Annotated in this window: 11 protein-coding genes; 2 read left to right on the forward strand and 9 right to left on the reverse strand. The window is 54.9% G+C overall.

The features are described 5' to 3' along the window. Positions 1–87 precede the first annotated feature (87 nt). Together Enr10x_RS29615 and Enr10x_RS29620 are read right to left on the reverse strand one after the other, a co-directional pair. On the reverse strand, positions 88–1,572 hold the full coding sequence (locus tag Enr10x_RS29615; RefSeq protein WP_197997418.1) for a sulfatase family protein: 1,485 nt from the start codon (positions 1,570–1,572) through the stop codon (positions 88–90). A 135-nt stretch (positions 1,573–1,707) separates the two neighbouring features. Beyond that, positions 1,708–1,941: a SlyX family protein gene (locus tag Enr10x_RS29620; RefSeq protein ID WP_145452560.1), complete on the reverse strand. Its 234-nt coding sequence runs from the start codon at positions 1,939–1,941 to the stop codon at positions 1,708–1,710. A gap of 124 nt (positions 1,942–2,065) precedes the next feature. Between Enr10x_RS29620 and Enr10x_RS29625 the strand changes: the two genes are divergently transcribed. Continuing rightward, the gene (locus tag Enr10x_RS29625; RefSeq protein ID WP_197997419.1) at positions 2,066–3,610 is read left to right on the forward strand and encodes an alpha/beta hydrolase-fold protein; all 1,545 of its coding nucleotides are present in this window, start codon (positions 2,066–2,068) and stop codon (positions 3,608–3,610) included. A gap of 215 nt (positions 3,611–3,825) precedes the next feature. Here Enr10x_RS29625 and Enr10x_RS29630 read toward each other — a convergent pair whose 3' ends face one another. The 7 genes from Enr10x_RS29630 to Enr10x_RS29660 form a co-directional block, all read right to left on the reverse strand. After that, positions 3,826–4,866 carry a ThiF family adenylyltransferase gene (locus Enr10x_RS29630; RefSeq protein WP_145116013.1) on the reverse strand — a complete coding sequence of 347 codons (1,041 nt, stop codon included), beginning with the start codon at positions 4,864–4,866 and terminating at the stop codon, positions 3,826–3,828. A gap of 158 nt (positions 4,867–5,024) precedes the next feature. Continuing rightward, positions 5,025–6,107, reverse strand: a complete 1,083-nt coding sequence (locus tag Enr10x_RS29635; protein WP_145452562.1) for a hypothetical protein — start codon at positions 6,105–6,107, stop codon at positions 5,025–5,027. A gap of 278 nt (positions 6,108–6,385) precedes the next feature. Then, positions 6,386–7,087, reverse strand: a complete 702-nt coding sequence (locus Enr10x_RS29640; RefSeq protein ID WP_145452563.1) for an FKBP-type peptidyl-prolyl cis-trans isomerase — start codon at positions 7,085–7,087, stop codon at positions 6,386–6,388. A 261-nt stretch (positions 7,088–7,348) separates the two neighbouring features. Then, positions 7,349–8,581: an LL-diaminopimelate aminotransferase gene (locus Enr10x_RS29645; protein ID WP_145116021.1), complete on the reverse strand. Its 1,233-nt coding sequence runs from the start codon at positions 8,579–8,581 to the stop codon at positions 7,349–7,351. Positions 8,582–8,736: 155 nt separating this feature from the next. After that, a complete protein-coding gene (locus Enr10x_RS29650; protein ID WP_145452564.1) occupies positions 8,737–10,101 on the reverse strand; it encodes a hypothetical protein in 1,365 nt (454 codons plus the stop codon). A 60-nt stretch (positions 10,102–10,161) separates the two neighbouring features. Beyond that, on the reverse strand, positions 10,162–11,232 hold the full coding sequence (ygfZ, locus tag Enr10x_RS29655) for a CAF17-like 4Fe-4S cluster assembly/insertion protein YgfZ (protein WP_197997420.1): 1,071 nt from the start codon (positions 11,230–11,232) through the stop codon (positions 10,162–10,164). Between the two features lie 271 nt (positions 11,233–11,503). Next, positions 11,504–12,727, reverse strand: a complete 1,224-nt coding sequence (locus tag Enr10x_RS29660) for a protein-L-isoaspartate(D-aspartate) O-methyltransferase (protein ID WP_145452566.1) — start codon at positions 12,725–12,727, stop codon at positions 11,504–11,506. A 230-nt stretch (positions 12,728–12,957) separates the two neighbouring features. On the opposite strand from Enr10x_RS29660, the gene Enr10x_RS29665 reads away from it, so the two are divergent. Continuing rightward, complete coding sequence (locus tag Enr10x_RS29665) at positions 12,958–13,770, forward strand: HEAT repeat domain-containing protein (RefSeq protein ID WP_197997421.1); 813 nt, start codon at positions 12,958–12,960, stop codon at positions 13,768–13,770. The last annotated feature ends 117 nt before the right edge of the window (positions 13,771–13,887 follow it).

The following is a 13,887-nucleotide window of genomic DNA, read 5'->3' on the forward strand; positions in this document are numbered from 1 at the left end:
TTTAGATCAATTACACAGTTTATACACTCTGTGCCGGGCAGTTGCCAGAAGTTTTTTGTCTCAAAACCTGAGGTTCTGGACTAATTATCACTTCTTTTGAGATTTCGGCAGGTAGAGATAGGTTTTGGGGAAGAGTTTCTGGGTCATCAGGACGGACTTCGATTGGCCGCCATGCCAGATATCCCACTTGGGATCGGCATATTTGGTAAAAAACTGATCGAGCTGCTGTTTCAGCTCGTCTTTTTTCTGAGCATATTCGCGATGATCGATCAGGTTGTTGTGTTCCTCAGGGTCCCGGGTCAGGTGATAGAGTTCGTTGGGTTTTTCGTGGTAGCGTTCGATGTATTTCCAGTCCGGGGTTCGCACCGCACGAACATTCTCAAATTCATAGAAGACTTCCTCTTTCCAGGGAATCTGCTTCCCTTTCAGTACGGGAGCAAAGCTGCGTCCCGGGCGGGCAGGTTTAGCGGGAATTTTGTCCTGCAGGCCGAGGTAGTTGAGCAGGGTGGGATACACATCGTAATTGGCGACCATCATCTTCTGTCGGGCGCCTTCGACAATCTGACCTGGTTGGGAGAAGATCAGCGGGATCGTCATCGTCCAGTCAAAGGCGGTTAACGGGCGCGTGTGATCGCCCATGCCCCAGTAGCCGCTGTGTCCGCCGGAAAGCCCCTGGTCGGCTGTGAAAATCACCAGTGTGTTCTCGCGGAGGCCGAGGTCTTTCAAGGTCTGCATGATCTGACCGACGCCGTCATCCACGCCGGAGACCTCCGCTGCATATTTGCGGATGATACCCAGGTCGCCGATCCAGTCCCCATAGTTGAAGTTCCAGGGCTGAGCTTTTTCCCGTGGGAAGGAGGGGAAGGTCATCTTTTCATATTCGTCTTTGAACCGGTTTTTGATCGGTTCTTTCATCGCGGAGCCCAGGCCATAAGGACCGTTATACGCCAGGAACAGGAAGAACGGTTTGTCCTGATTCTGTTTGATGAATTTGATGCCGTGCTGTGTCCAGAGGTCGGTGAGGTAGGTCGGTTCCTCGCGGATCTTTTCGTGTTCGATGACCTTCTGATTATAAAACCCGGCACTGCCGCCGTGCGGCTTGGTGATCCAGTAGGAGAAGCCTTCCTGTGGATAGAGGTTGTCGCCCAGGTGCCACTTGCCTGACAGGCCGCAGACGTAGCCGGCATCGTGCAGGATCTGCGGAATGGTCTTGAATTCTTCGAGCGTATTGTAGGAATCGGGTCCGGTCTGGATGCGGGGTCTGAGATAACAGTGCACCCCATGCTGACAGGGCATCAGTCCCGTCAGAAAGGTGGCACGGGTGGGAGAGCAGACCGCATTGTTGGCGAAGGCGCGGGTGAACAGGGTGCCTTCTTTGGCCAGTTGATCGATGTGCGGCGTTTTAATGTCTTTGTTGCCGTAACAGCCCAGCGTCCATTCCCCGTGGTTGTCGGTCATGATGATCACGACGTTGGGGCGTTTCTGTTCTGCCGCTGACAGGAATCTGGCACTCACCAGACAGACCAGTACGATCAGACAACGAACGACGCAAGAGAGACTGAAGCGATACATGAGCAGAACCTTCCGGTAGGAAAACAGAAACACGCTGCTGAACCGAGCACTTTCAGCATGCCGCATTCGATGCTGTTTTGCAAGTCGTCTGCAGGAATGAGCGTCCCTCCAGACAGTGAGAGAGCCACCACCGGATCAATAGTGGGGCGGTTTTTCCTGGTAGGGATCGTGGCCTTCGTCGTCTCCTTCGAGCTCCCCGATGCGGGTATCGAGCAGCTTCATCGATTTGCTTACTGAGTCCAGAACATCATTCTGATGCAGAATCGCCGTATTCAACTGCTCGACATCATGCTGCAGGTGCATGAGCACCGATTCGATCTGCGTCAACCGGGCTAACAGTTCTTCCAGGCGGGAAGCTTGTTCACTCATTAGGTTCTCATCTTTCGGGAGAGCGGCGGAAAAGCGGCTTTTCAACTGGATTCAGCCGGTTATGATGTACGCAGATTTTATTCGCGCGCGGTCCACTTTGAAACAGGTTCAGGTCAGATTCACTATGATTCCCCAATATCGATCTCTGCTGCTGGCGTTTTCCGTCCTCGTCTCCCTGTTTCAGACCGCGGGGATTTTCGCGGCGCAACAGCGGTTTGAAGTCCGTTATACTAAGGCCGTACATTCGCAGCCTTTCACGGGGCGCGTGTATCTGTTCTTCAGCCGTTCCGACCGCGATCCTCGACTGGGGCCTTCGTGGTTTCATCCGGAGTCTTTTGTGGCGCGGGATGTCACCGACTGGAAGCCGGGCGAGGTCCTCGCATTTTCCGCAGAAACCCCGGGGCTGCTGGCTTATCCGAAACCATACTCTGAAATGGACCTGAATGGCTATAAAGTCCAGGCGGTTGCCCGCTTCAATGTACGGGAACCAAAAATCGGCACCGGACCGGGTAACGGTTTCAGCCAAGTGATCAGTGTACCTGCAGTGATCCCGTCAAAACCGCCGCTGTTGACGATTGAATCCCTCGTACCCGCGAAACCGTTTCCTGAAACCCGCTGGAGCAAACTGTTCCGGGTGCGTTCCGAACTGCTTTCGAAATTTCACGGGCAGGATACGTTCCTGGAAGCGTCAGTGCTGTTACCACAAAGCTACTACGACCAGCCGGGGCGGAAATATCCCGTGATCTTTTCGATCCCCGGTTTTGGCGGCGATCATCTGCGGGGCATCCGGAATCAGCCGATCGCTGAACAGAATGAAGAGGGAGTCGAATTTCTGCGCGTACTACTGAACCCCCAATGCCAGTGGGGCCATCACGTGTTCGCCGACTCTGCCACCAATGGTCCCGTCGGAGAAGCCTTCACAACCGAGTTCATTCCCGCGCTGGAAAAGGCATTCCGGGCAATTCCGCACCCGCGGGCACGCTTTCTCACCGGACATTCTTCGGGGGGCTGGTCATCGCTCTGGTTGCAGATCACCTATCCCGATCAGTTCGGCGGAACCTGGAGTACCGCTCCCGACCCGGTCGACTTTCGCGATTTCCAACTGATCAATATTTATGAACCGGGCAGCAATGTCTACCGCGATGCCCATGGTCAACGAAGGCCAATTGCCCGCCGAGACGGGAAGCCGATCCTGTGGTTCGAACCTTTTGCAAAGATGGAACATGTGCTCGGTCACGGCGGTCAACTGCGGAGCTTCGAAGCGGTGTTCTCTCCGCGGGGCGCCGATGGAAAGCCACTCAACTTGTACAACCGGGAAACTGGCGCAGTGGATCCCCAGGTGGCGGAAGCCTGGAAAGCATACGACATACGTTTGATTCTGGAAGAGAACTGGGAAAAACTGGCGCCGCAACTGGGTGGCAAAATCCATATTTTCATGGGCGATGAGGATACGTTTTACCTCGATGGTGCTACGGTGTTACTCAAACAGACACTGGATCGCCTGAATGGGAACATCGCAGGCGGCACGGTTGTTGAAATCCATCCAGGCAAAACTCACTCTTCGCTCATCACAAATGAGCTGAGACTGAGATTTCGTAAAGAGATGGTACAGTCATTCCTCGCGCACCAGGCGGAAATTGAATCAGCTCTGCGAGCGAACAAGCAATAAGACCGACCGGCCAGGTCGTGTTTCTTAATTCGGATGGTATTTACCAAAGTCGTTTCAACCGGGGCTAACGCCCTGCGGCTAATTTTGCTTTTCTGCTGTTGAAGTCCTGAAAACAAGAGTCACAGCATACCCTCGGCCACGGTGAATACTGACAGAGCTAACGCTGTCGACTTCATGATCACACAGAACACGATTCAATAAACGCTACCTGGCGCTCAACTGCCGATATAGCGGGCGTAGACGGTTTTCGCGACCGCGGGATCGTCGGTCCCTTTGATGATCGCGCGGCCGTCGCGGAAGAGACTGATTTCGTAATCGGGATTTTTCAGATTCAGCCGGAGCAGGTAGGGATTGAAGTCGACTTCGCCCGAATGCTTCAGCTTTTCCGCCAGGTCTTCGAAGGCGATCTTTCCTTTGTCGGCGGGGGCGACCTGTACCGCGTTGCGGCCGCAGAGCCGCGTGGTCCGGGAGCCCTGTTCCCCTTTGAGCCAGATGCGTTCTCCCTGGTGACAGGCTTTACAACCTGATTTTTCTCTGAGGTCCGCCACGCTCATCTGTCGATATGAGCCCTCCCAGATGTCGACCACGGTGAGGACCGGTCTGATCAGATCCTCTTTTCCGGCGAGCAGCTTGATGGCATCGACGGCTTCCAGTGAGGCGATGACGTTGACCGTGGGTCCCAGAATCCCCGCGGTATCGCAGGTTTCGGTGCTGCCCGGTTCAGGGGCGGTATCGATCAGACAGCGCAGGCAGGCGGTCTTGCCGGGCAGGACGGTCATCGTCTGACCGGTACTGCCGATGCAGCCGCAGTAGATCCAGGGAATGCCAAGCTCCAGTGAGACATCGTTGATCAGGTAACGGACCTCGAAATTGTCGGTCCCGTCCAGGATCAGATCGACATCTTCCGCCAGCGAAAGGATGTTGGTGTGATCGATGTCGGCAACGATCGGTTCGATGTGGACCGTGCTGTTGATCTTCTTCAGCTTTTCGGCAGCAGCGATTGCCTTGGGCAGTCTGGCGGCGACGTCAGTTTCGTCAAACAGGACCTGGCGCTGCAGATTGCTGATCTCAACGAAATCGCGGTCCACGATTTTGATCTGCCCCACTCCCGCACGGACCAGGGTCTCCGCAAGCACGGTGCCCAGTGCCCCGCAGCCACACAGTAACACGCGGCCCTGCATCAGGCGGGTCTGGCCTGCCTCGCCCAGTTCAGAAAAGAGGACCTGCCGACTGTAACGTTCCAATTCCGGTTTCATGGTTGCTGATTGCCCGTGTGCTGAATGATATAAGGATGCGTCCTTATTCTAGCATTCCCCGAGGGGGAAAACAGGCCTGCCACGGAAGTCGGAAAAAAAGAACCCCGCTACCGGAGCAGCGGGGTTCACAGCTTTTTTCTTAATTGAAGACGACCAGTTTACTGGTTGACGCTGATCTCCTGCAGCAGTGAAACAAATTTTGGTTTGACCAGCTGCTGATTGGTCTCGGCCCAGCCTTTGGAAGCCACATTCACGGTGATCTGCGGTTTGATCCAGGTGGTGGCCCCGTCGGCATTAACTTTGACGAACGGAGCAAACTGTTCCAGTCCGGGCAGTCGCTGCTGCCATTCTTCCAGGACTTCTGCCGGAATGTCAGTGGCATTGAGCTTCCCTGCGTAGACCAGGCGTTTGTTGAACGAGGAGGCCAGCAGGACCGAATTAATCCGTCCGTCGGGCAGGGTCGTGTAACCGACTACCAGACAGTCGAACTCGGGCAGTTTGCCAGTGACTCCTTCTTCTTCAGGCAGTTTTTCTTTCATCTCTTCTTCGGTTCCGCCGGCGAAGTCGTTGAGGGCGCCTTCGAGGTCCTCGGCGCCGTCACCTTCGTGCTGTTTGGCCTGATCGACAATGGAGGAAACCAGGTTGACGTTGGCCGTTTTACGGACACCCCAGTCGTCGAACAGAGAATTGAATTCAAAGCCGCCGACAATCGCGAAGGCCCCCACGGTTAGTGTCAGTCCCCAGACAGTCATATCCAGTTTCCAGGCACCTTCGGGAAAACGGGCAATGGTCGGCCGCCAGATTTTGAATGGATTCAGGATGATACTTAAGATACCGAATTCGACCGATTTGGAAACCGCATACAGATAGGCAATAAACTGACCGATGACCAGCATCAGAAATCCAGCAGTCGCCTGGGTCAGTGTCCACAAACAGAGTTCGGCCGGATTCTGGGTCAGAAACCGTCCTGCAATACTTAAACCAATCGATCCGATCACACCCAGTCCCAGGATCCAGCCCCATTCCGGAATCAATTCCCAGATGGTTTGTGGCTGCGGTTTCTCTTCTTCATCTGCTTGCGGTTCCGGTTGCCCGACACATTTGCCCAGAGCGGGATAGTAACCGCATTTCGGACACCAGGAAGAGAGTCCCCATGGTTCATGCGTACCACATTCGGAACAGGTTGGCTGAGATTGAGACGATTGTGGCTCCTGAACGAGCTGATTCTGTTGCGAGTTCATATCTGTTTTGGCCCTGTTTTGGATTGGCGTAGATTGGCGGTCGAATGAGACACTTGGGTTCAGTCTCCGTGAACTCTAGCTCACAAAAATCAACATCCGTGAAATTTGATGTGTATAAAAATCCATAGTTCGGGGGAATTGGACCGGCGCAAACCCCTAAGGCCCGCATAATCCCTGCAACCCAAAGCATTTCATTGCACGAAGCGCAAAAAAAACCGACGCCCTGGAAAGACGTCGGTTTGAGAATCGATTTGATCTGTCAGTGCAGCTGAGGTGGCTCAGTTCACTTTCAGCAGTTCGATATCGAAGATGAGGACTTCGTTGGGTCCGATATCGGGTCCTGATCCCCGCTCACCATAGGCCAGGTCACTGGGGATGAAGAGCTGCCATTTGTCGCCTTCCTTCATCAGCTGCAGGGCTTCGGTCCAGCCGCCGATCACCCGGTTGACGGGAAACGTCGCGGGCTGCTTCCGTTTGTAAGAGCTGTCAAACTCAGTGCCGTCGATCAGGGTTCCCCGGTAGTGAGTCGTAACCTCATCGGTCAGCTTCGGAGTTTTCCCCTTGCCGGATTTGATGACCTTGTATTGCAGACCACTTTTGGTGGTTTTCACGCCTTCCTTCTTGGCATTGTCAGCCAGGAATTTTTTACCTTTGGCGACGTTTGCCTGCGCTGCTTTTTCCATTTTGGTCTGTGCATCTTTGCGGAGCTGCTCCTGGAACGCGAGCAGGGTGGCCCGAATCTCGTCTTCGGTCATCTGCGGTTTCTGCTTGGTCATGGCATCGATAATGCCTTTGGCCAGAATCTGAGGATCCAGATCCAGGTTATCACGCATCAGATTCTGTCCCAGGTTGAATCCGATCCCATAGCTGACTTTCTGTTTCTGATCTTTCAGCTGTGATTTTTCATTTTGTGCTTGCGCCAGAGAAGCGCATCCGAAGAACGCAATACAGAGACAGGCAGTGAGATGCCATTTTGACATGAGCTAAAACCTTTCGGTGAATAGTGAAAACGGAGATTTACAGGAGTGACCATACGGGACGGCGAGATTCCAGCCGCAGATTTATGCGACCCGGAATTAGCAGGTGATGTATTGCATGGTGTCCTCTCGGAAAGAGGAACTTTGACGGAATCAAAGTCTCAATTATAGGAGACACTCCCCGGAAGTGTCTACAATAAAGCATCATAGACCCTGAAAAACAGGGGTTTCTCCTGAAATCTCCGCCTGAAGCAGCGCGACCGCTTAGCTGACTACTTTCTGAAAGCGGGTGACGGCTTCGTTGATGTTATCTCTGCTGTTGAAAGCACTTAACCGGAAGTAGCCTTCGCCGGCGGCACCAAAGCCGCTGCCCGGCGTTCCGACGAGGTGGGCTTTCTGGAGCAATTCATCGAAGAAGTCCCAGCTGGTCGAATCGCCGGGAGTCTTGAGCCAGACGTAAGGGGCGTTGACACCGCCGTATACGGAGATGCCGACCGACTCGAGTCCTTCACGTAACAAACGTGCATTTTCGAGATAGAATGCAATCAGCCCTTTGATCTGCTCTTTGCCCGCCTCCGAATAGGCGGCTTCGGCCCCGCGCTGAATAATGTAGGAGACTCCGTTGAACTTGGTACAGTGACGGCGGTTCCAGAGCGGATGGATGTCAGCGGATTCGCCCGTCGATGTTTTCCCTTTGAGTGCTTTGGGGACGACGGTGAAGGCACAACGGGTTCCAGTGAAGCCGGCGTTTTTACTGAAGCTGCGAAATTCGATGGCGACTTCTTTCGCACCTTCGATTTCAAAAATCGAGTGCGGAATTTCCGGATCGGTGATAAAAGCTTCGTAGGCGGCATCGAACAGAATGATCGAGCCGTTGGCTTTTGCGTAATCGACCCACTTCTGGAGCGTCTCGCGGGTGGCGACCGTGCCGGTCGGATTATTGGGATAGCAGAGGTAGATCAGGTCGACGGGAGACTCGGGCAGTTCCGCGACGAAATTGTTTTCTGCTGTAACGGGCAGGTAAGTCAGTCCCGCGTAACGGCCGCTGTCATCTGCAGCGCCGGTCCGGCCGGTCATTACATTGGTATCGACATAGACCGGATAAACGGGGTCAGTGACTGCGACCTTATTGTCGGCACCGAAGATGTCGAGGATGTTACCCGTATCGCACTTGGATCCGTCGGAGACGAAAATTTCATCTGCAGAAATGTCGATGCCGCGCGACTGAAAATCATTCTGAGCAATCGCTTCCCGCAGGAATCCATATCCCTGTTCCGGGCCATAGCCGTGGAAGGTGGTGGGATCGCCCATTTCATCGACGGCTTTGTGCATGGCTTCGCGGATGGCGGCGGGGAGGGGCTCGGTGACATCGCCGATCCCCAGTTTGATCACGGCTGCTTCCGGGTTCTCTTCGCAGAATTTACCGACGCGACGTCCAATTTCCGGAAACAGGTAACCTGCTTTGAGTTTCAGGTAGTTATCGTTAATCAAAGCCATGTTTACGCCTCAAATGTTCAAATGGTCCAAGTAAATCTGGTGGTCAGCTTCAGGAAAGCCGGATTCTGCAATTAAGAAACGCCGTTGTATTTTGAATTTGCCCGAATTGCAACCGAGGCACTCAGGATAGACCCTGTTTCTTGCAAAAGGTTCTCTCAGTCTGAGAGTGTCAGGGGGCGGGGAACGGTATTCAGCCAGAAGCGATCGCTCAAGGCTTCGATCTCTTTTAAGCCTGTGTATTCACTGACGTTACGTTTTCCCGTCCAGCGGTTGGCTGCTCCTTCAAACAGAAGTTTGATGCGGGGTGACGCCTCTGTTTCAGGAAGCTGCTGCAGTAACCGGCCCACGCCGATGGCGACTCCCAGCTGGAAGCGCGCCTGCGGATAGAGGGGGGCGCCCAGCTCTGCCAGCGACCAGCGTTCCACGCGGACCCGGCACCAGGGGCTCAAGGGTTGTGGCGGATCGACGAAAGGCTGCAGCGAGGCGGGCAGCTGTGCGCGGGCCTGTTCATTCACCAGCAGGACCACGCGATCGTGACGACTGGCGTACAATCCCCAGGCCGGCCAGTGGTCGAAATAGCCGGTCGGTTCCAGTAGCGGGGCCAGGATCGCCAGCCAGACCAGCAGCAGGGGGACCCGTTCGAGAACGGTCGCGCGACCCGGAGAGAGGCTCTCTTCACTGATCTGCGCTTCCGTTTTCGCCGTCCGTGGGCAATCCAATGTTTGGTTTGCCGTAAACAGCAACAGGTCCTGAATAATGAAATAGATGTTCCAGATCAGCACACCTCGATAATGGTTCAGCCCCCAGGGACCGATGGCCAGCATCAGACAGACATGCATGCCGATCGCTGCCACGAGTGCCGGCTTACGCGTACGGCGGAAAAAGAGCCCCGCTGCCACGAGCAGTTCTCCTACGGGGAAAGTCGCTGCAATCCAGCCCAGGGTCTTCGGCGACCAGAAAGCGGTCGAGATCCCCACCGCGGAAAAGAGACCTTCGGCCAGCTGACGACCCAGAGTCTGCACAAAACTGGCGTCGCATTTGGAGAAGGCTGAATAGAGATAGATGCTGATGACAAACAACCGCATCAGCCGGATTGCCCGCGGCGGTTTGAGGCAGGTCAGCACCAGCAGGCCGAGGGCAAACTGATAGGTCCAGGGCTGCAGCCGATGCTGATCGAAGAGCACAGAAACCGTATAAGCGGAGAGAAACAACAGACCACAACTGCGCTGCCAGCCCGCGGCAGGTTCCTGTTCTGATCGTTTCAGAAGGATCGGAACGAGAGAGAACAGCAGCAGACCACCTGCGGTGGCCAGCATGATCCCAAAGGTAAGCCAGTCGATACCGGCGGGCAGGGCAGAGACCCACTCGAACAGGGGAATCTGAGGAAAGCGAGTCTGTGGTATCCAGAGCTGCCAAGTGGTTCCCAACAGGGTCAGCGCAAAAATTCCCAGGTTGGTTTTAAGTAATCGAAGCTGCAGCGTCTCGCGGGACATGGATGGATTCACCGTTTTTAGACTCATTATAACGGCTGCCGGTGAATTTACCGTACTCGGGGCAGGGCAATCAGTGAGAATCGCAGGCTATTCGAGGGACTGCAACACCGTACCATCACCGGCATGGTTATCAGAGACCACTTCCACAGTCGTCCCGGGCGCATTGGCCTCCCGTCGCACGACCGCCAGCGCGACGATCGGATGTTTGCCGTAAGATCGGGCCGCGGACGTGATTTTGCCCACCTCCTTCATCTCATCCTTTACAGCCGACATGACCTTGGAGCCGGTGTGGGGAACCCAGTCATGGTCGAGGGCGATGATTCGCAGTTGCTGATTCACATGTCCCAGCGCGTCGATGCGGGCGATCGGTTCCTGTCCCAGGTAGCAGCCTTTCTTGAACGAGATGGTCTGGCTGTCCCGTCCCGCTTCCTGTGCCAGGTTATCATCGGTGAGATCCACGCCACACAGCGGATAGCAGGCTTCGATTCGCAGTGCCTCTAACACTTCCTGACCGGCGGGAGTGGCACCGGCGTCGATCAGCTGCTGCCAGGTATCGACAATTTTTTCATGGAGCAGACAACAGAGATAGCCTGGCTGGCCAAACCAGTCGACGCGGCGGACGGTGAGCTGGGCTTCACTGTCGCTGACGCGCTGCTGCTGGTTCACTTCGAGTGTTTCGAGGCCCGCTTTACTGATGATGTCCCCGGCCTGGGGTCCGCTCAGATACAGACAGCCAAATTCCGGCGAGCGGACAGCCAGCTCGACCGCTTCCAGAATAATGTAACGGTCCAGGTGCTTATAGATCGGGGCACTCTGTTTGGGATCGGTATCCAGCCAGAGCGACTCTCCCTGGTTGAAAACATTGACGTGCCCGAGAATCCTGCTCTGTACGTTGGTTACGAACGCTTCACAGCCCCGGTCGACCGCCAGACTGTTAATATCGTTGGTACAGAAGTTATGCAGAAACTTGTGACGGTCCGCACCCGTCACTTCGATCTGTTCCCGGTCACTCACATCAAAGAGCACCGCTGACTGATGGGCGGCCTGGTATTCCTGCCGGGGATCGCCGTAATGACTGGGATAAGGATATTCATGGTCCTTATCGGGAAAATGGGCACCTGCTGCTTCCTGGACGAGCTGAAAATGATTTAAAGGCATCTGGTTTTCCCGTATGTGCTGAGAGTAAGGCGCGGCTCCCTCATTTTTCCATGGCAGCATCAGAGACCGCTGCGTCATACTCGAGATTGAATTAGTGAATGAATTCTTTTGGCGAGACTGCTTTCACTTTGGAAAGCAGTCTACTTCCATTCTAAATCGCGCAGGATATTTTCCAAGGTGTGGAAACGTTTTTTAACGGAACAACCTGGCAGAAGCGTAACTTGTCTGATGGGCCCGTCAGTAGCCGAGCTCAACAGAAGCGGAGCGGACGTCAGTCAATCTGGTCGATCTTCAGATCATCGACTTTGAGAATTCCCGTGCCCCCGTTCAGCCCCAGTTGGATGACGGCTTCGCGCGACTGGGGGGGGACGTTGATCGTCTTCTTGACCTGATGCCATTCCCGACTGCCCATCCAGGGTCCGAGATAGGCCTGCCCGATATTGCGGCGGATCTTATCATAAAAATGAATGATCAGGCCGGGCTTCTGATAGGCCTTGGTCCCCTGCGCCGTATTCAGATAGCTGACCTGCAGGCTTATATCCAGGCTTTTGACTTTGGATCCGTCAATAGCCATGCCCTGCAGAATCTGTGAGAGTTGATCGCGGACGTCACTTTCAAACTGCAGATAGGCATTCCCTTCCGGCGCCTCTTTCGTGATGCGTTCGACCCGGCGCTGATAGTGCCAGTTATCGACTTTCTGATCCTGGTTGGCATCGACTTCAAAGGTGCCATTGACGATTTCCGGATGCAGGGGGTCCGGTTTGACTTCCCGATTATCCTCTGAGCGGCCCGTCATGGGCACGAACAGCGTCGGGATCAGGCGTTTGTGTTTGAGTTGGCCGTTTTCTTTCTGAAACAGGTGGAACACCTGCTGATAGCGTTCCCCCAGGGGGATCAGCAGTGTGCCCCCTTCTTTGAGTTGATCGATCAGCGGCTGCGGGACTTTTTCCGGAGAGCAGGTCACGATAATTTTGTCGAACGGCGCTTCTTCCGGCCAGCCGAGGTACCCGTCGCCAATCCGGGTGTGGACGTTATCGTAACCCAGTTTCTTCAGGCGGACTGCCGCTTTCTTACCCAGACCTTCGACGATTTCAATGGTGTAGACATCTTTGACCAGTCCGGAGAGGACGGCGGCCTGAAATCCGCTGCCGGTCCCGATTTCGAGTACTTTGTCGTCAGGCTGCGGATCAATGGTCTCGGTCATGTAGGCGACAATATAAGGGGGAGAAATCGTCTGCTTGTAACCGATGGGCAGCGCCAGATCTTTATAGGCCAGGTGTTTCAGATTCGAACTGACAAATTCATGGCGGGGGACCTGCCGCATGGAGGAGAGCACACGCTGGTTCTTGATGCCCTCGCCCTCAATATAGCGGGAGACCATCTCATTCCGCAGACCCCGATAAAATTCACTGGTTTGTGAATATGCAGACGGGCAGACCCCCAGCAGGGCGGCCAGGAGAATGAAACTGAGCACTTTTATATTGAGTCGCTGCATGAGTTTTCCCTCGTATCAGCTGACGGGTAGAATGGTGAAATTTAAGGAGATTGGGCTAAATTATAGCACTTTGGGCCAATTCACGTTAATGGCGATTTTGGATTTCGACCGCGGATTGGACAGATTGGTTTGTGATTTTCTGATTTCTATCCACACAATCACGAGAATCCGCTATGATCCGGCCATGGAATGGACTTTTTTGGATTCTTGAGTGGATGGATTCCCGGAATATGCGACCGTTTTGCATGCTGCTGAGTATTGGATGTCTGTGGTGTCTCCCTGTTTTACAGGGGTGTAGTAGCGATGATCCTTCGTCGAATGCGGAGACGGCTGAGTCGGCTCCCGACGATCCGACAGAAAGCTCTGCTGATGCCACGCAGACACCTGCCGCGACAGAAGCGACGGCTGCCAGCATCACGGAACCCGTCGATCCGCAGGCCGAGGTCAAAGAGGTCTTCCAGAAACTACTCGCCATTCGCACGGAACCGGATCCCGATGAATGGCAGGCCGCCGACAAAAAACTGGTCGCATTCGGCAAGACTGCCGTTCCGACTCTGGCCGAAGGGCTTTCGAATCCCGATCCTGGGGCGCGCGAGCTGGCCAGCATGTACCTGGCGAGCCTGGGCCCCGACGCGGAAGCGGCAGCGCCCGCTCTGGCGGAAGTCCTGCAGGATGAATCCCCTTTCACGCAGGTCAACGCCGCCTCTACATTGACGCATTTTCCCGAACATCGCGCCAAAGCGATTCCTGTGCTGATCGAACTGACCCGTCACAGCGATCCCAACACGCGGCTGACCGCCGTCTATTCGCTGGGAAATCTGGAAGAGCATACGGAGGAGCAGGTGCAGGCGATCCAGGCAGCGTTGAATGATGAGAACAGCGACGTGAAGCTGGCAGCCATCAAAGTCCTGGGCCAGATGGGACAGCCTGCCAAAGAATCGCTGACCGAACTCCAGACGCTGATCGACAACAAAGATACCAGCGACGATCTGCGAGATGCAGCGCTTGCTTCCCGGGATCAGATTGAACAGGCGCTCAAATAATCTCCCTGCGGGCAGCATCAACACCCGATTTCTTGCACTCCCCCATCGTCTCCCGGCCGACCCGCGCGCCGGTTGTAGCGATTCTCGTGATTGCACCGCCTTTCGAAACGGGGTTTC

Origin of the sequence: Gimesia panareensis, from assembly GCF_007748155.1 — a bacterium.
Classification (GTDB): domain Bacteria; phylum Planctomycetota; class Planctomycetia; order Planctomycetales; family Planctomycetaceae; genus Gimesia; species Gimesia panareensis.

Bases quoted from the DNA above. Each gene is read 5' to 3' on its own strand.
- Enr10x_RS29615 (WP_197997418.1), bottom strand. From the start codon at position 1,572: ATGTATCGCTTCAGTCTCTCTTGCGTCGTTCGTTGTCTGATCGTACTG.
- Enr10x_RS29620 (WP_145452560.1), bottom strand. From the start codon at position 1,941: ATGAGTGAACAAGCTTCCCGCCTGGAAGAACTGTTAGCCCGGTTGACG.
- Enr10x_RS29625 (WP_197997419.1), top strand. From the start codon at position 2,066: ATGATTCCCCAATATCGATCTCTGCTGCTGGCGTTTTCCGTCCTCGTC.
- Enr10x_RS29630 (WP_145116013.1), bottom strand. From the start codon at position 4,866: ATGAAACCGGAATTGGAACGTTACAGTCGGCAGGTCCTCTTTTCTGAA.
- Enr10x_RS29635 (WP_145452562.1), bottom strand. From the start codon at position 6,107: ATGAACTCGCAACAGAATCAGCTCGTTCAGGAGCCACAATCGTCTCAA.
- Enr10x_RS29640 (WP_145452563.1), bottom strand. From the start codon at position 7,087: ATGTCAAAATGGCATCTCACTGCCTGTCTCTGTATTGCGTTCTTCGGA.
- Enr10x_RS29645 (WP_145116021.1), bottom strand. From the start codon at position 8,581: ATGGCTTTGATTAACGATAACTACCTGAAACTCAAAGCAGGTTACCTG.
- Enr10x_RS29650 (WP_145452564.1), bottom strand. From the start codon at position 10,101: ATGAGTCTAAAAACGGTGAATCCATCCATGTCCCGCGAGACGCTGCAG.
- ygfZ (WP_197997420.1), bottom strand. From the start codon at position 11,232: ATGCCTTTAAATCATTTTCAGCTCGTCCAGGAAGCAGCAGGTGCCCAT.
- Enr10x_RS29660 (WP_145452566.1), bottom strand. From the start codon at position 12,727: ATGCAGCGACTCAATATAAAAGTGCTCAGTTTCATTCTCCTGGCCGCC.
- Enr10x_RS29665 (WP_197997421.1), top strand. From the start codon at position 12,958: ATGCGACCGTTTTGCATGCTGCTGAGTATTGGATGTCTGTGGTGTCTC.